Genomic DNA, 16,263 nt, shown 5'->3' with positions numbered 1-16,263 from the left:
TGACTTCCGTTGCACACAAGGGATGGCGGTATGAAACCGGCGAACGACAATCCAGAATCCGCTTCTGTCAGGTTCCGCGTGGATCCTCGCATGGTACCTGCCTCAAAAGCAGCGCGCCGGCTGGGTCTGACGTTGTCCGAGTTCAGCGACAAGCTGCCCGCGTTGATGGATGCCGGCCTGCCCCGTGCCAACCCCATTACTGGCTTTTACGATCTCAAGGCAATGGATCTTTGGATGGACCGCGCTTCAGGTCTACTCCCCTCACCTTCTACAGAAATTGACCCCTGCGAAGGATTTGAAGAGAGGCTTGCCCGCCTTGGCTGATGAACGCCCTCCCCATTATGTTCTGCGCAAGGGCAAGTACGCCTATTGGATGCCCACGCCCACCATGAGGGCGATGGGCTTTCAAGCCGTTGCCTTGGGCATTCATGGCCCAGAGGCGAAGGCATTGGCCTACCAGTGGGAAGCTCGGTACCAAAGCGCACGAAAGGGTAACGAGCCGGTCACCGGACAGTTTTACCCACTTAACAGCGTTGGCGATGGTTTCGCCCGCTTCAAGCGTAGCAATGAGTGGAAGCGGAAACCGCCACGCACCCAAGAGGACTGGGAGCGCGGTTGGAAGTACATCGAGCCCGTATTCGGTGGCGACGCACCCGGCAAGATCACGTTCGAGCTGCTGGACCGATGGTATGCTCGCCTTTGTGATCTCAAGGGTGACGGCGAGGCCGGCAGGGCAATGAAGACCTGGCGGGCATTGTACAAGGTGCTGGCGGCCTTCAAGCTGTGCGCCCTCGGCCAAGATCCATCCTTGTCGATTCGCAAAAGGTCGATTGCCGGGCGTACCCAGACATGGCGCGAGTACGAAATCATCAGGTTGGTGAAGGATGCCTGGCGCAATGGCTATTGCGGCCTTGCCTGCATAATCGCAGTGGCGTGGGACACCGGATTCTCGCCGGTAGATGCTCGCACGGTCACGCCGTCTCAGGCGGTCACCAGCGGCAAGGACATGGCTTTCGCACGTGACCGCACCAAGAGCAGCGAAAGTGCTATAGGAACTACCTCTGCCCGAACGCAGCGGCTTGTTGAGGCATATATCCAGTCCCTGCCCTATGACCTACATGATGATGCACCCATCTTTCGCACCAAAGGCTACGCACCCACGGCAAAGGGCGGGCGCCCCAGGAACAGCGTACCGTACACGAAAGACACTCTGGTTTCCGACTTCGCCGCCACCAGGCTCCGAGTCTTCGGCCCAGATGAGAAACGCAAGCTTCAAGACGCGCGTCGCTCCGGCGCTGTCGAAGCCAACGCCGGCGGTGCATCTGTCGAGACGATTTCAGCCAAAATGGCGAACAGCATCGATCAGAATAAGAAGCTGCAGCAGACCTACATGCCGGTCAATATCGCCGCCGTTCGCGCAGCAGATGATGCCCGTCGAATCGGCCGCAAAAAGCTTGGGGAGGAACAGAACCAGCTCAAAAAGTTGAAACTCGGTCGAAGGGAGAGTTGAAACTCGATCCCGCCATTCTCTCTAAGTCATTGAAAAGAATGGCGCGAGAGACGGGGCTCGAACCCGCGACCTCCGGCGTGACAGGCCGGCGCTCTAACCAACTGAGCTACTCCCGCAGCGGCAAACTCAACTCGTCTGCGCAACGTGTGGTCGATGTATCGGGCACCCCCACCTAAGTCAAGCACCCTCTTAGTCATTCATGCGAGATTTTTCACAATGGGTTCACGGCTGTGGAAAACTCTTTAGCCACAAGCGTAAACGCTCGAAGCTTGATGTCGTTTCTGAAGATGTGATGATTATGGCCACGGGAAAATGGTGGGCGATGACGGACTGCCCTGCCCGGCCGTTTCAATGGGTTAGAACGAATGGGGATAAGAAAGCACCCGATCGCCCCTATTGAAACTCAAAGCGAATTTCGGCGACCTTCTAACCATTCCCCGTAAAGAATGGTAGGGACAAATCGCAACGCACAGCACTTTTATGGAGACAGTTGCCTTGAAGGAACCGCCTGAACAGATTGCCGCCCGCCTCATGGCCCCGGCGTCACCTTCTGCCCATTGGACGCATGACCAGGTGAAGGCTCTTATCATCAAGGCCGTGGCGCAAGAGAGAGTTAGGACGTGACAGCTATAAGCTCCGGCCCAAAAAGAACCGCCCCCCGGATGCGCCAGGTTGTGCACCTGACAGAAGAAGGTCTGTCCGGCGAAGCTATTGCCCGGGAGCTCGGGATCGCTGTCGGAACTGTCTACGCCTACCGGGACCGTGCACGGAACGAAATGACTTCGCGCGAGATGAGCGATCGAGAAGCTGAGGTCGTGGCGCTTATGAGAGAGGGGCTATCAAAAGCAGAGATAGCCGCGAAGCTTCGGATCTCTGATCGCACCGTCGATTCTCATCGCTATAATCTGATCAGGCGGTTTGGCGCTACGAACTCGTTCCACTTGATTGCAATCATTGATGACAAAACGATCGAAGCGCTCCGCGGCGAAATCGCGGACCTTCAACGGCAACTCGGACAACTGCACGCTGAGGCTGAGGCGGAGGCTGGGTGATGTGCGGCCGCTTCACTAATGAGATGACCTGGTCAGAGCTTCATGCGCTCTACAAGCTCAGCGATAAGCTGTTCCCCGTAACACCGCACAACATGCAGCCGCGGTACAACATCGCGCCGACCCAAGACGTGGACTTCGTACACCTCGACAAGGCCGGGAATATGGAGCTCGACCGGGGCCGATGGTGGCTGGTGCCGTTCTTCGCCAAGGAACTCCCCAAGGCGGCGATGTTCAATGCCCGAATCGAAACGGTGGACACGTCAGGCGCATTCCGGGAAGGCTTCAAGTCCAGGCGCTGCCTCATCCCGGCCGATGGCTATTTCGAATGGACCACGAATGAGGATGATGGGAAGAAGGACCCATGGTTGCTGCAGTTGCAGGGTGGCAAGGGGTTCAGCTTCGCCGGCATCTGGGCCCACAATGACAATCTGGGCGTAACAAGCTGCACGATCATTACGGCGCCGGCCGCGCCAGAGATCGAACACATCCACACCCGCATGCCGGTGATCATCGGGCCGGGTGCATATGAACGATGGCTATCAGGCGAGGATCAGGGCACCGACGCCAAGGCGCTGCTTCTGGGCGCTCAGATCGACAGCGAGTTGCAGTTTCACCGCGTCGGCCGTGAGGTGAACAACAGCCGCTATGACGGCACGGACACCAAGAAGCCGGTGATCAACTCGCTTTAGGAATCATCGACCTCGATGCCGTTCACGGTCGCGTGCCGAAGCTTGTCGCTGCCCTTTAGGTGGCGGACCCTTGCCCTCAGCCCAGGGCGAATCCAGGTAGCGTCTTTGCGCTTAGGCAACACCACAGAAGACGATGGGATGCCGCGACACTCCACGTAGTGCCAGAAGATGTCGCGCAAGGCAGCCGGCAGGGCAATGAAGGCCGCGCCTCGGTACGCGTTTTCATCAGCAAGCAGCGCATACGGTATGCCGGTCTTGTCCCGCTCAACCCCAATCACATCGAAGGTGTCGGTGTGCCAGCACTTCGTCTTTAGCCACGCCCTAGTTTCGCCTGAGACGTATCGGCTGCCCTTTTTCTTCGAGACGATGCCTTCGAGCTCGAGGCCCTCGACCAAGGCGAAAAACGCCGCCCCGTCACCATCGTATTCATCAGACATGTGGAGCGGGCCGACAGCGCCGCTCATCAGAAACCTGAGGTGCGCTCGTCGCTCCTCCAGAGGCCGAAAGCGCAGATCCTCACCATTCAGGTGCAACAGGTCAAAGGCGAAGAACACGAGCCGCTGAGGCTCACTGGTGATAGCTCGGCGGAGCGAGTGAAAGTCAGTTGCGCCCGCCTCGTTCTGCACACACACCTCTCCATCGATGATGGCGCTGCTGCAATCGAGTCCGCGCGCGCTGCGAACGATGGGCCCATACTTCTCGGTCCAGTCGTGGCCGTTGCGCGTGAGGGCCCTCACCTGCCCGCCGTCGATGATAAGTTGGGTGCGGTACCCATCGTATTTAATCTCGTGCAGCCACCCATCTCCGGAGGGTGGTTCGTCCACCAGCTTGGGTTGCATGGTCGGGATGAAATTGAGGGTAGATTCTGAGTCCGTGCGGGGTGGCCGCTTTGTGCGAGTGGCGAGCTTCAGCCCAGCCATGGGGGACTCATGTACATGGCCGAATCAATTCACGCCAAGCGAATCGGTTCCGCTCGCGCACTCGGGCGCCACCAACCAACCCGGCTATGTCATGCTCCAACGGCCGGGATCTACGTCCTCGGCATCGCCGGCCAGGCGCCGCGCATAGAGCTCGGCGGAGAGGCTTGCCATGAGGCTCTTGACCTGTGGCGGCAGCGTTTCGGACTTTAGTTCCGGCTCGTACAGCAGCGTGAGGCGGCGCTGCAACTGGCGCAGATAGCCGGCGCTTTCGTTCATCAGGCTGTTCGGAGGCGGCATTACCAAGGCCCGAGCGATGATCATGTCGATCTCGCCGTCCACGTCCCTCGGCGGCGGCTGCATCACTTCATGCCACCATGCTTCCGTTGCCATGTCGGCAGCTTGCTGCTTGTCGTCGGCTGGAGCGTCGATGTTGAACCAGCCCGGCCATCGCACGGACCAGCGCCACCGGGGAACGCCGATCCTGTCACCAACGCTCATAGTGCCGATCAAGGAGATCTGGGCATAGCGGTCACGATGCAGCGGGCCCATCGGGTACGCAACGAACCTATTCCCATCCTTTGACCACTTGAGGCGCGGCACCTGCACGGTTGACTCTCTCCGACCTTTGTTCTCAGAATGTTCTCATTCTGAGGCGCGGAAAGAGTCAAGGCAGGAGCGATCACATGTGGAAGCCACCAACATCTACGGGTCAGGCACCGGAGCGAAAACTAAAGACGCTGGTGGTGCTGATGGCCTTCGTTCGTGATGAGGAGGGCGAGCTGCGGCCGGCGTTCGAGCCGCGGGAGGTGCAGTCTGAGGACAAGGCAAAGATGGACGCCAGGCGGATGGCCGCGCTCGGCACCTATGCCGGCGTGATCACCTGGTCGCGGTCGGCCGATCTGGTCAATGGAGAGTTCGGCGAGCCTGTGGTGTTGTTCCAGCACGGCGATGTGCCGGAGATGGAATGACGGCTACCATCCACGGCTACCCTTCGAAGGGTATCACTCGGCGCTCCAGCCCCTTCTTCTGCTGAGCAAAGTGATCGGCCGCGTTCCTCAAGCCCTTCCTAAGCCCCTTGCCGAACTTGAAGGCGAAGAACCGTATCGGATGTTCTTCTGCGAACTGATGACGAACTAAGTTCTCCGCAATGTCGCTGCGCGCTACGTCGGTCGATTTCTGGTCCGTCATGTTGAGCTGTCTGCACAGCGCAGGGTCAGACAGCACACGAGTCAATAAAGAACCGGGTTCATCAAAGGGGCTATAAAGCGCAAGATCCGTGTGGCGCTCCCGCAGGGACACGCTGCCTCTGATGCGCTGCGCAGCAGAGGCTCTGATGACATACCCCGCGCTACCCATGGGTGTAGACCGGAAGGGCCGAATGGCTACCTCCGAGGGAAGCGTCTGCGTAACTGGGAAAACCCGTGTGGCATTGCCGGTCGTTTCTACTCGGATGAGGTCAGCGTCCACGGAAGTCGCATCAGTCAGGAACCCAGGTAGCAACGGTGAGAGCTCAACATCGTCTTCGAGGATCAGACCGCGCTCGTGGCCATCTTCAATCAGGGCCGTCCATGCTCGTTCATGGCTAAGGGTGCATGCCAGTTCGTTTTCACGAAGGTAGCTAGGCTTGGAAGTGTTGCAGTATCGTTCCTTATCTGCAGCCGATATATCGCTTGGCGTAGACCGCTTCGATCCGCTGACCCCTCAATCCCAACTTTGCCAGTTGCCCATCCATATATTCGCGGCGGTCCGGGCGCGAAGCGAGATTGATGTAGTAAATCGGCAGCATGTTTTACCTCAGAATTTGCTTCGACACATACGCGACTGATATTTGAGGAGCAACCTGCTTAAATGTCCCCCAAGTCGGCAGCGGGAAGAGGCGGCAACCCCTTGGGCGGCTTGCCGAGCGGTCGCCATATCACCTCAACCTTCCCGTGCGGCGTCCCCAGACCGATTGGCGACTAGCCGGCTTGAATTTCGACGCCTACCATCGCCGAATGATGGGGGACGTCATGACGCGAATTTACGAGTGGACGGAGGACGAGGACGAGATTGCGCCTGATGCGATTACCGTCGGAGTGACTAGCGACACTCGCCTTCTGACAGTTGCCGGCCTTCATTTCGGACAGCGAGACGCAATAGTCTTTTGGCCGGACTGGAGTGGGAACCGCGAAACCGTCTCGGCTGCGCTAGAGGGGCCGATGCCCGTCAAAGCAGCGCTCGAACGGGCAGAGGTGCTTTGCGCCCGCTATGACTTCAAGCGGGTTGTTCTCTGGCTACAACACCGCGAGCTTTGGGATGACCGTTGGGGGAAGCTAGCACCTTCGCCGGGGTTACAACCTTAGCTCATCAAGCTCGCTGGGCGCGTGGTACGCGTTCGTCTTCGAACCCAGCCCAAGTCCGCTTGCGAGCATTGACCAGCAGGTCGACCGAATATGCTTTGTCAGGAAACTCGTCTGCAATCCGCAGCAGAAGCGGTTCGCCCGCATCTAGCTTGCGGCCGATGACGTCTGAATCCCCGGGGTTGAGCCCCACAACGCACATGGTCCAAGCCTTGAGCAGAGCTCTATATTCTGCAAGGCATTTTTCAGCTTCCGTTTCGGTCATATCACTCACCTCAGACTACTTGGACGGTCTAGCTAGTCTGAGGTGACAAAGTGCTGACACACAGTATCCCGCTTGCAACAGTCGGGGTCTTCGGACTATCTTAACCGCCATGGTCCTTCCGGTCCGCAGCCTTTCGTTTTGTCGGCTAGCCGCCGCCTCCGGTACAAAAGTTGATCGCCGATAGCCAGATGTGATGGAAACGACGCTGGTGGCTGTGCTTTCCCGCTCCTGATGAGAGGGAGACATTTATTGAACTTGCCACGCATACTCTACGTAGAGGACAATTTCCTTCTCGCTTTGCCTGTCGAAATTGCGCTCGAAGAGGCTGGCTATGAAGTGATCACCGTCACCAGTGCTGAAGACGCGTTGTTGCATTTGGAAGGCAACGACCGCCTGCCCGACCTGCTGCTCACCGACATCAGATTGCCAGGCGGCCCGGACGGCTGGGCAATTGCACAGAGGGCGCGTGAACTGCTCCCCCTACTGCCCGTGATCTATGCCAGCGGCGATAGTGCAGAGCAGTGGGGAGCCAGAGGGGTACCGGGCAGCTATATGCTTCGTAAGCCCTTTTCGCTCGATGCAGCTATAGAAATGGTGCGCAGATTCCTAAGTTGACCGTGCTGGGTACTGCAGAGGGCTAACAGCCTGACGACCCGCCCCGGGAACACTAGATCGAAGCGTCAGACTCGGCCTATTCAGCCCTCATGAAACTCGAAGAACTTACGCCCGAAGCCATCGCCATCCTCAAGAGCCTGGTCAGCAATCCGCACGCGATTGATGGCAGCCCTACCCTCCAGCTGCTGCTTGCTGATAGATTGGTGATGGGCTCGCCTGCCAAGATCCACATTACGCAGAGCGGCCGAGCGCTCATTGCCAAGTACCATGCTGACACTTTGAGCTAGGCCGAACGAGCAGGTTGCCGGTGAAGTGCGATTCAACCCTGATGGTTCATGCCGTTCTTTGCGCCGGAGGCAATACGGCAGGAGAGGCATAGCTCGCCCGCCGTGCCTCTCCACATCAGCTTGAGGGTGGCGAGTTGTTTGGGAGGCTGTCGGGCGGCGTGCCCAGCGGGCTCCAGATTACCTCTACCTCCCCGTGTGGTGTCCAGTTGCCTTCTGGAGTGCAGCGCAGGCAGCGACTGAAGCCCAGCCATCTGCCGCCGGCGCGATCGACGGATAGCTCGAGCATGCGAGAACAGGTCGGGCAGATCATTTCCCAGACCGCACGATTTCTCGTGTCAGTTCCCGCACCTCCGGCCGGAGATCCTGAACAACGGCAATGATCCGCTCTGTGGCATCGGTATTGGCTTCGATCGCCCGGCGCATAGCCTCACGATCGGCATGCTCCTCCCGACGCAGCACATTGTTCTCGGTGAGAATCATGCTGCTCGCTTCGATAGTGCTGGCTAGCCGATCCATTGCCACGGTATCGCCAGTGATGATGGTCGTTTTCTCAGTCTTCGGCGGGGTTTCCTTCATCGCGCGCACGGTCATAACAACCCACCGGATGCCGAAGATCGAGGCGCCTATTACGATGCCGACAGCCCCACCGATCTGGTAGAGCGCCTGAAGCTGTTCATTGTCCATATTCCGGGGCCACCGCATCCAATAGAGCCCAGCACGCGGCGAAGAACCCGAAGACCGCCAGCACGCCGTAGGTGACGATGCCCGTGGTGCCCGTCCCAGACGCGACAAAGCCGATGGTCAACATAAGAAAGAGCAGCACCTGGAGGACTGCCGAGATGGTACGGAGCGCAGCCGTGGGCTTGGGCACCGTGCCGTTGATTATGAGGGCGGAGATATTGACGACGCCCATCAGGAGAACTGCCCAGCCCCAGAACGACGCCCCGCCGATAAAGCCGCGAAACGAGGCTCCAGCGAACAGGTCTGGATTGCCCAGAACGATCAGCCCGAACCCTAGTGAGATGCAGGCGTTTTGCCACTCCAAAGCGCGGAGGCGGAACCGCTGCCTCAGATGAAGGGCGCTCTCTTCGATGATCGCCTTCATCCGCTGCACACTGCGTCATAGGAGGCGTTGTGCGCCTTGATCTCGCGGATCGTCTGATCACTATCAGCGTCAGACCAGGTGATCGGCTGGGCGGCCTCACAGAACACCCGGCTAGTCGCGCTTATACTTGTCCGGCTTGCGCAGCTCGCCAGCATTGGAATTGCGCTGATCAGCAGCGCGGCGCGCAGCAAGCGCCTTGTCGATTGCCCGTTGAGCATCTTGGTTGTCCTTCTTGAGACGGGCTTCCCAGCCCTGTTGCTGGCCGCGATTGACGGCGCCAAGGGTGGCCACGGCGACAAGCGCCGCGACCGTTGCTTTCCACCCGAACAGGCGAAGGATCACGGCAGCGGCAATCAGCCCTGCCCCGACCTTCACCCACCAGGGCAGCACGAACAGGAACCAGTCGATCATGCTGCCACCGGATCTGGATCGAGCGCATCGTCCAGCTTGGCCTGCTTGCGCTTGGCATAGGCGCGGAAGGCGAAACCGCCGATGGCCAGCAGCGCACCGGCGATGATCAGGAACACCACCAGGTTCTGGATCCAGCCCCCGGCCGCCGAGTATGGCGTCAGCTGCTCCTGTGCCTGCTGCAGCACCACGGCAATGCCGCCGGCTCCCGCACCAGCACCCGTGGCGCCATCAGCAGCGCCCTTCGGTGGCGGCGCCTTGGCATCCTCGATGCTGGCCTTCTCATTCCCGCCCACGAAGGTTGGCTCCGAACCAACAGAACCACTGGCCCATGCCTGCCCGGTCTGCTCGACCTGGGCAATCCGGCGCGACCATCCCTTGCCGAAGGTCGGCCAGGTCTTGAGCGCCCGAAGGAACGCGTCCCGCCGATCGATGACGCGGGCGATCAGCTCGTCCATGTCGTTGGTGGCAGAAACAGCATCGAGGGTGATCGTGCCCATGACGCCATCCACCTTGCCGGTGTAGAGCGAGCCAAGAGCCCGCTGGAGCCACTTGATGGACTGTTTGGGCCCGGAGTTCACCGCACCATCAAAGACGACATAGCCAACACCCTCTGGCAGCCGGTCACCCATCACTGCCTCCCAGTACTGGAACCGGTAGATGGCAGCGACTTCCAGATCATCGATCAGGTAGACGTCACGCATCGGCAGGTGCGACTTGCCGCGCCAGGCATTGTAGACGCGCTGCGTCACGCCCTTGTTGGTGCGGCCACCCGGATCCTTTGGATGGTCGACTTTCCCGCCCTCATGGACGAGCACGTGCGGCAACGCGCGGTCGAAACCGCGGAGGTTTGACATGGGTATTCTCCGTTGATGTGGGGGGGTGAACGGAAGCGCTCGCTCGGGCGTTAGGTGTTTGTTGAGGTTAACGATCGATGCTTGGGATTAGGCAGCCGGTCGCTTTAGTGAGGACAAAGAATGCCCGAGTTGTATATTTTCGGTTTGGCGGCTGCCGCAGCAGCAGTCACGTGGCTAATCTTCAACATCGCTGATGGCGCGCGCCTGAAATGAGCCGCGCTTCTACGCTCAGATCATGAGACCATGGTCCATTGGCTCGAGCGCGGTGCCGTGATTAAATCAGTGCGAACCTGAACCCGGTAAGGCTGAAGTTGACCCCAGCCGATGCGCGAGCCCCATTCGCCACCTACTCTCAGGTCTGCGCTTGGTTCCCATAGGACCAAGCGCTTTTTCTCGCGCTCGCCCTGCCGGGTCAGGCGGGCAAACAATCAACTATGTTTAGCCAGGGCAAAGCTCGGAACAGAACAGAGCTCAGTCCATTGTCAGCGAGCAGACGGTGACAGTTTGCGATCTTCTCGAACGGCCCAGCAGTTGTTGCCTCGACTGCTGGGCTTTCCATTACCTGTTGCGCTGCGTCCTGCCTTGCACTTGATCTTTCGGTTGGGAGCCTCAGCCTATGCAAGTCAATGTCTTCATCGCGCACGCTGCCGATAAGCCGTTAGAACTGCTGGTGATGCCCTACGCCCCAAGTATTACAATCCCAAACCACCTTCAGGGTCGGAGCTGGCGGCACATGGCAACTACCACGGCCGACGACAAGCGGCTTGGCGCCAGCACCCGCGAGATCGAAGCCAAGATCGCCGCCGGCGGATATGCATTGGTGAAATCCAGGATCTGATCGCTTCGCTGTCGTGAAAGGGTGGCAACCATGACAGAGCCGCTATCCTGGATGGGATTGCGCTGGGCTCTGCCCCGTGGCTCAATGAGCACGGGGTTCGGGGGAGCTAGATGGCAGGCAAGCGCCTAGCGTGGATATTGTTGGGGTACGGGGCATTGGCTTGGATAGATGTATGGTTGATCTGGACGGGGGCGAGCTAATGCAGGTGAACGTCTTCATCACGCGGCTGAATAGGCAGCTTCTGGTCCTGCCATATGGCCCGCAGACCGCTGTCCCGCTTCATCTTCGGCACTTGCGTTGGTACGATTTGGCGACGACGAGGACTGACGACCGGCTGCTAGCCCGTTCGGCCTCTCAGATAGAGGCTGATATTAAAGCCCAAGGCTTTGCTGTGGTGACGCCAAGCACAGCGGATCGACGCTAATGGAGGCTTCGATTTTCTTCGCACTAGGCGCTGCTGTCGGAGCAGCTGGCGCTGCCTTCGCCATCTTAGGCCCGCCGCCACGCTGGCTCCGAGAATTGATCGCACGATCGAAGCTTCCCAAGTGAGGCCTTGTAACTTACCCGAGCGTCTCGTGGGCCGGCAAAGCGAAACCCTCGTCAGTCTGGGTGATATTCGCTTCTGCTGGGCGATCATCTGCTCCGGCGCCGCCGCCCGGTTGCTTGAGCTCAAGCAATGTGGTTGAGCCGCCTCCCCGATCAGCTTTCTTGACCACACTGACGATGCGGTAGGTGCCATCGACACCAGGCCTCGCGCCTGACAAAATAAATGTCCCCTCCGCTTGAGCCTCGACGGCAAGGTTGAGTTCAACCGATCCCTCGCCACCTTCACGCTCACCCTCGGTCTTTCGGCCCTCGCCGATGGCTCTGGCTTGATCCTCGTCGGCCGCAGCACTGCGGACTTCGTTGACGGCGTCGGCGCCTACGATGCCGGTCTCGACTACCATCGACTTAAAGCTCGCCGATGCCCGATCGAAATAGCGCACTGAGGTCTTGGCGAACTTCCGGCGCGATGTGATCGGCGCGATGCTCCAGGAGATTACGTTCTGGCCGACAATCCCCACCACCGTGGGCATGGCGCCGCCAACCGCGCTCGTGCCCTGCCCGCGCTGCGCCAGCACTGCCTTGTCGTCTCGGATCTTGAACGTCGCGTTGAGTTCGCGAGCCAACGTCTGCCCGATATGCAGGAAGCTCTCCGCATCGGCAGACCAGTAGTCGCGCTTGATGTTTGCGAAAGCCGGATCGATCTGGATACCGGACAAGCCAGCCTTAGCCGCCGCCTCGTCGAGGAACTGCTGCAACGTAGCATCGTCCATGTGATGCGACTGCGGTTCTTTGGTTTTCCCCTTAGCATCAAAGCCCTTGGCACCAACGCTGAGGGTCCGGCCGCCGCCCCGCGTACCAGACGAGCGGACGCTATCCACCGTGCCACTGAATACGAGCACCCCATCGAGGTAGACCTGCACCTTGGCACCGTCTCTCGGCAGACTGATCTGCCCGCCGCTATCGTCGAACTCCAGCGAGCACGTATCCGATGCTGTGCCATCCTTATCGGTGACGGTTACCGAAATCAGGTGAGGCCGCATGCCGTCGGTAGCGTCCTGGCCATCGACCAGAACGCGCCAAGCTACTTTCCATGCCATGGAGTTATCCGAACAGAGAGACAACCCTGCGGGCCCGGAATGGGTCAGCAGCGGGCTTGTCGGGGATTGTGACAGTGGCACCCAAAGGGATCATGGGACCGAGGTCTGCCAGGCCGGGGTTAAGGGTCAGAGCTTGCTCCAGCAAAGCCTGACCTGATGCCCCGTAGGCTTGGAACAGCAGCAGATCGAGCGTCATGCCTTCGCGCATGATCGTGAAGCTCTGCATCTTAAAGCCCCGTCACGCCGAAGAGTGAAAGGATTGACCCGATGATGTTGGTCGACGCGCCTTCGGGTCCGACCTTTATCAATGCGATCGAGTGCTTGACCCGAAAGCCCACACCATCAGCCATGAGATCCATGTGCGTCTCCTGGATGCTCTCGATGGCAAACCATCCAAACATCTTGCCGTCGCCTCGCATGACCGGCAGGCGCTGTCCGGACTGGCGGAAACCGTGGGCGACTTCCAACTCTGTCAGACCGCCGGTCTTGAGCGGCAGCAGCTGGCCGGAGAGGGAGAGCTTATCGTCGCCCTCCCCCATAAATTCGCGCCCGGGCAGCGTTCCCATCAGCGGCTTGACGGCAAAATCGGCGGAAGCGCTGCGGCTCATTTCATCCGCATTGAAAGGGCGCGTGTCGAGTGTCAGCGAACCGATTTGATAGAGCATCAGACCACCCCATATTCCATGTCGGCTTGAATGCCGGAGAAAAGGTCACGTAGCTTCTGTTCGAGCAGAGCAATGACCGCATCAACATCAGCTTCTTTGGTGACTTGCAAAGAACCGATCAGCGGTCCGGTAATTGCTACCGATCTGCCGCCGCCATTGGCTGCGCCGCCTAAGATGCCTCGTGTTTCTGATGCGGTGTGGACGTTGCCTGGCCCGCCGAATTCGACCAGTTCAGGCCCTTCCTCGCCGACAACAGCCAGCCCAGAATTGAAGCGCCCGCCCCTTGCGAACCCTGGAGCCTCACCAACGGGGTAAAGCGTGTTCCCCCCGGCGCCTCGAACGGGCTCTGTGATTTTCGAGGGTGCTCCAAGCGCGCCAGCCATGCCGTTAAGTGCATTGTTCACTGGGCCTGTAAGCGAGGACCCGACCTCTATCACAATGTTCCCGACTGCTGCTTTGATCCGATCAGCTAGCCCCGTGAACCACTCAACCAGTTCGTCGATTTTCGCCTTAACCCCATCGGCCATCGCCGTCGCGAGATCTGCGCCTGACTGAGCAAAGGCCGCTTTTTGCTCTTCGGTCAGTTGCTCTTGAGCGAACAGCCCACTGATCAGGCCACCAATGCCTTCCAGTGCAGATTTCGCGGCGTTCCACCCATTGCCGATAATCTCTCCGAGCGGAGAGAACCAGTCGAGCAGCGGCTTGGCCGCGTCCAGTGCCGGCTGCAGCTCCTGCGCTATGGCCGACGCAAAGCCGCTGACGAAAGAGGATATGCGGTCCCAGTATTTGTATATCAGGAACCCGGCTCCAGCGACTGCCGCGATGCCAGCTGCAACCGGCAGAGTGATCGCTCCAAGTGCCACACCAATGGCCGCGAGTGCTGCCTTGGCGATACCCATTCCAGGCGCAGCAAGCGCCAGAGCCTTTGCCCCGTCGACGAGTTTGGCGAAACCGCCGTACTTAGCGCCCTGCATAGCTGCCAGACTGCCCTGCAATGCCAGCATGCTACCCACGGCCTTACTGGCATTCTTGGCAGGATCGATCAGACCGCGGAAGGCAATCGTCATCAGATCGATGGCGCCGCCCTTACCGACAAGTCCAAGGAACCGGAGGCCGGTGACGGCAACCTTGAACCCGATCAGCGCGGCAGTCGCTGCAATAACGTTGCGCGTCAGTTCAGGGTGAGCTTCCGCGAACTCCGCGACCTTTGTGGCGAGCGGCCCCAGTACGTCGAGCAGATCGTTGAACGGGGGCAGTAATATGCTGCCGATCGTCAGGCCGAGATCGTTGACCTGGTTCTTGAACCGCTGAAGGGCATACTCCGTCGTCTTGGCGCGGTTCTCGAACTCCCGGCCGACACTGCCAGCATAGGCCATCTCATCATTCACCAGCCCGAGCGTGCGCTTGAGCTGATCGATATCGCCGAGCAGCGGCGCAAGTGCTCGGGCTTCGTCGCCGAACAGGTCGGACATGACCGAAGCCTGCATGTGCGCAGGCAATTGGCCGATGCGGTCGATAACCTCCAGCGTAGTGCCGACCGCATCCTCCTGCATGGCCTTGGCCACTTTGGTGCTGTCGAGACCCAGCTTCTTGAAGGCCCTTGACTGTGATTTCGTCGCGGACGAGCCCTTCGTTAGGGCCTTGCCCATATTCCGGAATGAGGTCGCAGCGACATCGCTCTCAGCACCGGCACTGATCAGTGCGGACCCGAAGGCCAGCGTCTGCTCTTTGGTGAAGCCGAAAAACTCGCCCTGGGCGGCGACGCGCCGACTGAAGTCAACCAGGTCGGGGGCGGTTGATGCTGTCGTGTCGGACAGGTGATTGATGGCGTCAGCATAGGATTGTGTCTCATCGATCGTGAGCCCAAGAGCCGTCTTGAGCTTGGCCAGGTCCTCACCAGCTTGAGCGCCAGAGACGCCCCAGGCGACAGCGGCTTTCGCCGTCATACGCGTAAATTCGTATAGGTCCTCTTGCGCAATGCCGGCCGCAGCAGCCTCGGCAGAGAGCGCCGCCAGTTCGGTCACAGCCATTGGGATTTCGCCGACAGCCAGAGCACGAAGCTGCTTACCGTAGGCATCCAGCCCGGATGCGTCAAAAGCTGTCACCTTGGCCACATCAGCCATGGCGCTTTCAAACTCAATCGCCGCCGTGATCGGCGCAGACAGACCACGGTAGAGCGCATAGCCCGCTCCAACAGCCCCGAGCATCTGACCCTGCATGTCAGCAATGGCCCGGCGGTTGTTTGCCGCCGCAGCGTTGAGGCGCGAAACGGTTGCCGACACCTGACGTGCTGGGCCGCTCACTCTGTCGATCAACGACAGGATGAGGCTACTCTCGAGCTTTGCCATTTTTGCCCTTTAGGAGTTTTGCGAGTTCATTGTGCCAGCGCGCCGCCCTGCGGATCGGCAAAGCCTCGACCTCGCCGATCGAGGTCGAGCAGTGATGAGCCAGGAGGATCGCTACTCGGAGCCACTGTCCTCTGGCGTATCGGCGTTTCCCAGGAGGCCAGTCGTAGCCTTGGTGACCTTGTTGATGTCGCCCGCGCGCATTGCCTTGAATGCTTCGTAGCTGACACCGGCCATGGAAGCCAAAATGGCGACTGTCTTGCCGAAGTCACCTTCAACTTCATCGCCAGCGATCATGTCGCCGACGGTGGCTTCGTGAAACGTAAGCTCGGAAATTTCCTCGCCGTTGTGAGTGATAGGTTTCGATAGCTTTACGGTGACGCTGTCGGTCATGAGCATTCTCTTTCGAAATCAGGAGGAGGCTGGCGTCACGATCCACGCCACCAGGACGTGCTCGACACCCAGCATGAGGGCTGCAATGAATTCGTGGCGGCCGTCGAAAATGGCGAAGCGATCACCTCGCCATTCACCTACAGGACACGGCCAAGGCTGGTCAGGGGCGCAAGCCATACGCCGCTGCATGGAGCGTTCGACATCACCAATAGCCATTCGGTCTCGGCAGGCCATGATGATGTCGGCAGTCGGCACGTAGCCGGTGCAGACGGTTGCGCCAGATGGCACAACCATCCCGCGATCTTCGGCGATGCGGAGGCTTTGCATTGCGG

Annotated in this window: 22 protein-coding genes, 1 tRNA gene and 1 pseudogene; 7 read left to right on the top strand and 17 right to left on the bottom strand. The window is 59.6% G+C overall.

What is annotated here, in order from left to right; translation table 11 throughout:
* The first annotated feature begins 30 nt into the window (after positions 1 to 30).
* Both C8264_RS01820 and C8264_RS01815 read left to right on the top strand, forming a co-directional pair.
* Positions 31 to 324 carry a hypothetical protein gene (locus tag C8264_RS01820; RefSeq protein WP_108459230.1) on the top strand — a complete coding sequence of 98 codons (294 nt, stop codon included), beginning with the start codon at positions 31 to 33 and terminating at the stop codon, positions 322 to 324.
* Entirely contained in the window at positions 317 to 1,510 is a 1,194-nt protein-coding gene (locus C8264_RS01815) for a hypothetical protein (RefSeq protein ID WP_162783407.1), read from the top strand. The genes C8264_RS01820 and C8264_RS01815 overlap by 8 nt, the downstream gene beginning before the upstream one ends.
* Before the next feature lie 39 nt (positions 1,511 to 1,549).
* On the opposite strand, the gene C8264_RS01810 is transcribed toward C8264_RS01815, so the two are convergent.
* A tRNA-Asp gene (locus C8264_RS01810) sits at positions 1,550 to 1,626 on the bottom strand.
* 546 nt (positions 1,627 to 2,172) lie between these two features.
* Between C8264_RS01810 and C8264_RS01805 the strand changes: the two genes are divergently transcribed.
* Both C8264_RS01805 and C8264_RS01800 read left to right on the top strand, forming a co-directional pair.
* Positions 2,173 to 2,562, top strand: coding sequence for a helix-turn-helix transcriptional regulator (locus C8264_RS01805; RefSeq protein ID WP_108459228.1), 390 nt, complete (start codon positions 2,173 to 2,175; stop codon positions 2,560 to 2,562).
* Positions 2,562 to 3,251 (top strand): SOS response-associated peptidase, encoded by a 690-nt coding sequence (locus tag C8264_RS01800; protein WP_108459227.1) that lies wholly within the window; start codon positions 2,562 to 2,564, stop codon positions 3,249 to 3,251. Before C8264_RS01805 ends, C8264_RS01800 begins: the two co-directional genes overlap by 1 nt.
* Here the strand turns inward: C8264_RS01800 and C8264_RS01795 are convergent.
* Together C8264_RS01795 and C8264_RS01790 are read right to left on the bottom strand one after the other, a co-directional pair.
* The gene (locus C8264_RS01795) at positions 3,248 to 4,171 is read right to left on the bottom strand and encodes an ATP-dependent DNA ligase (protein ID WP_108459226.1); all 924 of its coding nucleotides are present in this window, start codon (positions 4,169 to 4,171) and stop codon (positions 3,248 to 3,250) included. The two genes, C8264_RS01800 and C8264_RS01795, sit on opposite strands and share 4 nt — an antisense overlap.
* A gap of 84 nt (positions 4,172 to 4,255) precedes the next feature.
* Positions 4,256 to 4,720: a hypothetical protein gene (locus tag C8264_RS01790; RefSeq protein WP_108459225.1), complete on the bottom strand. Its 465-nt coding sequence runs from the start codon at positions 4,718 to 4,720 to the stop codon at positions 4,256 to 4,258.
* 134 nt (positions 4,721 to 4,854) lie between these two features.
* Here C8264_RS01790 and C8264_RS01785 point away from each other — a divergent pair, with 134 nt between their 5' ends.
* Positions 4,855 to 5,139, top strand: coding sequence for a hypothetical protein (locus C8264_RS01785; RefSeq protein WP_108459224.1), 285 nt, complete (start codon positions 4,855 to 4,857; stop codon positions 5,137 to 5,139).
* Between the two features lie 16 nt (positions 5,140 to 5,155).
* Here the strand turns inward: C8264_RS01785 and C8264_RS22445 are convergent, their stop codons facing one another.
* The 4 genes and pseudogenes from C8264_RS22445 to C8264_RS01770 all read right to left on the bottom strand — a co-directional run bounded on the left by C8264_RS22445 (position 5,156) and on the right by C8264_RS01770 (position 6,775).
* On the bottom strand, positions 5,156 to 5,470 hold the full coding sequence (locus tag C8264_RS22445; RefSeq protein WP_245892893.1) for a hypothetical protein: 315 nt from the start codon (positions 5,468 to 5,470) through the stop codon (positions 5,156 to 5,158).
* Between the two features lie 21 nt (positions 5,471 to 5,491).
* Positions 5,492 to 5,836: pseudogene (locus tag C8264_RS22870) on the bottom strand (glycosyltransferase family 25 protein); the annotation flags it as partial.
* Complete coding sequence (locus C8264_RS22865) at positions 5,820 to 5,957, bottom strand: glycosyltransferase family 25 protein (RefSeq protein ID WP_425430654.1); 138 nt, start codon at positions 5,955 to 5,957, stop codon at positions 5,820 to 5,822. The pseudogene C8264_RS22870 and the gene C8264_RS22865, both read right to left, overlap by 17 nt.
* 560 nt (positions 5,958 to 6,517) lie before the next feature.
* A complete protein-coding gene (locus tag C8264_RS01770; RefSeq protein ID WP_108459221.1) occupies positions 6,518 to 6,775 on the bottom strand; it encodes a hypothetical protein in 258 nt (85 codons plus the stop codon).
* 249 nt (positions 6,776 to 7,024) lie between these two features.
* Here C8264_RS01770 and C8264_RS01765 point away from each other — a divergent pair, with 249 nt between their 5' ends.
* Entirely contained in the window at positions 7,025 to 7,390 is a 366-nt protein-coding gene (locus tag C8264_RS01765; protein WP_162783406.1) for a response regulator, read from the top strand.
* An 89-nt stretch (positions 7,391 to 7,479) separates the two neighbouring features.
* Entirely contained in the window at positions 7,480 to 7,677 is a 198-nt protein-coding gene (locus C8264_RS01760) for a hypothetical protein (RefSeq protein ID WP_108459219.1), read from the top strand.
* A gap of 306 nt (positions 7,678 to 7,983) precedes the next feature.
* On the opposite strand, the gene C8264_RS01755 is transcribed toward C8264_RS01760, so the two are convergent.
* From C8264_RS01755 to C8264_RS01700, 10 genes are all read right to left on the bottom strand, one after another.
* A complete protein-coding gene (locus C8264_RS01755; RefSeq protein ID WP_108459218.1) occupies positions 7,984 to 8,361 on the bottom strand; it encodes a hypothetical protein in 378 nt (125 codons plus the stop codon).
* Positions 8,351 to 8,782 (bottom strand): hypothetical protein, encoded by a 432-nt coding sequence (locus C8264_RS01750; protein WP_108459217.1) that lies wholly within the window; start codon positions 8,780 to 8,782, stop codon positions 8,351 to 8,353. Before C8264_RS01750 ends, C8264_RS01755 begins: the two co-directional genes overlap by 11 nt.
* 111 nt (positions 8,783 to 8,893) lie before the next feature.
* Positions 8,894 to 9,193, bottom strand: a complete 300-nt coding sequence (locus C8264_RS01745; RefSeq protein ID WP_108459216.1) for a hypothetical protein — start codon at positions 9,191 to 9,193, stop codon at positions 8,894 to 8,896.
* On the bottom strand, positions 9,190 to 10,047 hold the full coding sequence (locus tag C8264_RS01740; RefSeq protein WP_108459215.1) for a glycoside hydrolase family 108 protein: 858 nt from the start codon (positions 10,045 to 10,047) through the stop codon (positions 9,190 to 9,192). Before C8264_RS01740 ends, C8264_RS01745 begins: the two co-directional genes overlap by 4 nt.
* Positions 10,048 to 11,445: 1,398 nt before the next feature.
* Positions 11,446 to 12,528, bottom strand: coding sequence for a phage late control D family protein (locus C8264_RS01725; protein ID WP_108459212.1), 1,083 nt, complete (start codon positions 12,526 to 12,528; stop codon positions 11,446 to 11,448).
* 4 nt (positions 12,529 to 12,532) lie between these two features.
* Positions 12,533 to 12,754 carry a tail protein X gene (locus tag C8264_RS01720; RefSeq protein ID WP_108459211.1) on the bottom strand — a complete coding sequence of 74 codons (222 nt, stop codon included), beginning with the start codon at positions 12,752 to 12,754 and terminating at the stop codon, positions 12,533 to 12,535.
* 1 nt (position 12,755) lies between these two features.
* On the bottom strand, positions 12,756 to 13,193 hold the full coding sequence (locus tag C8264_RS01715; protein WP_108459210.1) for a phage tail protein: 438 nt from the start codon (positions 13,191 to 13,193) through the stop codon (positions 12,756 to 12,758).
* Positions 13,193 to 15,541, bottom strand: coding sequence for a phage tail tape measure protein (locus C8264_RS01710; RefSeq protein ID WP_108459209.1), 2,349 nt, complete (start codon positions 15,539 to 15,541; stop codon positions 13,193 to 13,195). The genes C8264_RS01715 and C8264_RS01710 overlap by 1 nt, the downstream gene beginning before the upstream one ends.
* 111 nt (positions 15,542 to 15,652) lie before the next feature.
* Complete coding sequence (locus tag C8264_RS01705) at positions 15,653 to 15,931, bottom strand: phage tail assembly protein (RefSeq protein WP_108459486.1); 279 nt, start codon at positions 15,929 to 15,931, stop codon at positions 15,653 to 15,655.
* An 18-nt stretch (positions 15,932 to 15,949) separates the two neighbouring features.
* Positions 15,950 to 16,258, bottom strand: coding sequence for a hypothetical protein (locus C8264_RS01700; RefSeq protein WP_108459208.1), 309 nt, complete (start codon positions 16,256 to 16,258; stop codon positions 15,950 to 15,952).
* Positions 16,259 to 16,263: the final 5 nt, after the last annotated feature.

This window comes from Devosia naphthalenivorans, assembly GCF_003056355.1.
Lineage (GTDB): Bacteria > Pseudomonadota > Alphaproteobacteria > Rhizobiales > Devosiaceae > Devosia > Devosia naphthalenivorans.
This window is presented reverse-complemented; position numbering and strand designations above follow the sequence as displayed.

Coding starts and splice junctions, on each gene's coding strand:
- C8264_RS01820 (WP_108459230.1), top strand. CDS start 31: ATGAAACCGGCGAACGACAATCCAGAATCCGCTTCTGTCAGGTTCCGC.
- C8264_RS01805 (WP_108459228.1), top strand. CDS start 2,173: ATGCGCCAGGTTGTGCACCTGACAGAAGAAGGTCTGTCCGGCGAAGCT.
- C8264_RS01800 (WP_108459227.1), top strand. CDS start 2,562: ATGTGCGGCCGCTTCACTAATGAGATGACCTGGTCAGAGCTTCATGCG.
- C8264_RS01795 (WP_108459226.1), bottom strand. CDS start 4,171: ATGGCTGGGCTGAAGCTCGCCACTCGCACAAAGCGGCCACCCCGCACG.
- C8264_RS01790 (WP_108459225.1), bottom strand. CDS start 4,720: ATGGGCCCGCTGCATCGTGACCGCTATGCCCAGATCTCCTTGATCGGC.
- C8264_RS01785 (WP_108459224.1), top strand. CDS start 4,855: ATGTGGAAGCCACCAACATCTACGGGTCAGGCACCGGAGCGAAAACTA.
- C8264_RS22865 (WP_425430654.1), bottom strand. CDS start 5,957: ATGCTGCCGATTTACTACATCAATCTCGCTTCGCGCCCGGACCGCCGC.
- C8264_RS01770 (WP_108459221.1), bottom strand. CDS start 6,775: ATGACCGAAACGGAAGCTGAAAAATGCCTTGCAGAATATAGAGCTCTG.
- C8264_RS01760 (WP_108459219.1), top strand. CDS start 7,480: ATGAAACTCGAAGAACTTACGCCCGAAGCCATCGCCATCCTCAAGAGC.
- C8264_RS01755 (WP_108459218.1), bottom strand. CDS start 8,361: ATGGACAATGAACAGCTTCAGGCGCTCTACCAGATCGGTGGGGCTGTC.
- C8264_RS01750 (WP_108459217.1), bottom strand. CDS start 8,782: ATGAAGGCGATCATCGAAGAGAGCGCCCTTCATCTGAGGCAGCGGTTC.
- C8264_RS01745 (WP_108459216.1), bottom strand. CDS start 9,193: ATGATCGACTGGTTCCTGTTCGTGCTGCCCTGGTGGGTGAAGGTCGGG.
- C8264_RS01740 (WP_108459215.1), bottom strand. CDS start 10,047: ATGTCAAACCTCCGCGGTTTCGACCGCGCGTTGCCGCACGTGCTCGTC.
- C8264_RS01725 (WP_108459212.1), bottom strand. CDS start 12,528: ATGGCATGGAAAGTAGCTTGGCGCGTTCTGGTCGATGGCCAGGACGCT.
- C8264_RS01720 (WP_108459211.1), bottom strand. CDS start 12,754: ATGCAGAGCTTCACGATCATGCGCGAAGGCATGACGCTCGATCTGCTG.
- C8264_RS01715 (WP_108459210.1), bottom strand. CDS start 13,193: ATGCTCTATCAAATCGGTTCGCTGACACTCGACACGCGCCCTTTCAAT.
- C8264_RS01710 (WP_108459209.1), bottom strand. CDS start 15,541: ATGGCAAAGCTCGAGAGTAGCCTCATCCTGTCGTTGATCGACAGAGTG.
- C8264_RS01705 (WP_108459486.1), bottom strand. CDS start 15,931: ATGACCGACAGCGTCACCGTAAAGCTATCGAAACCTATCACTCACAAC.
- C8264_RS01700 (WP_108459208.1), bottom strand. CDS start 16,258: ATGCAAAGCCTCCGCATCGCCGAAGATCGCGGGATGGTTGTGCCATCT.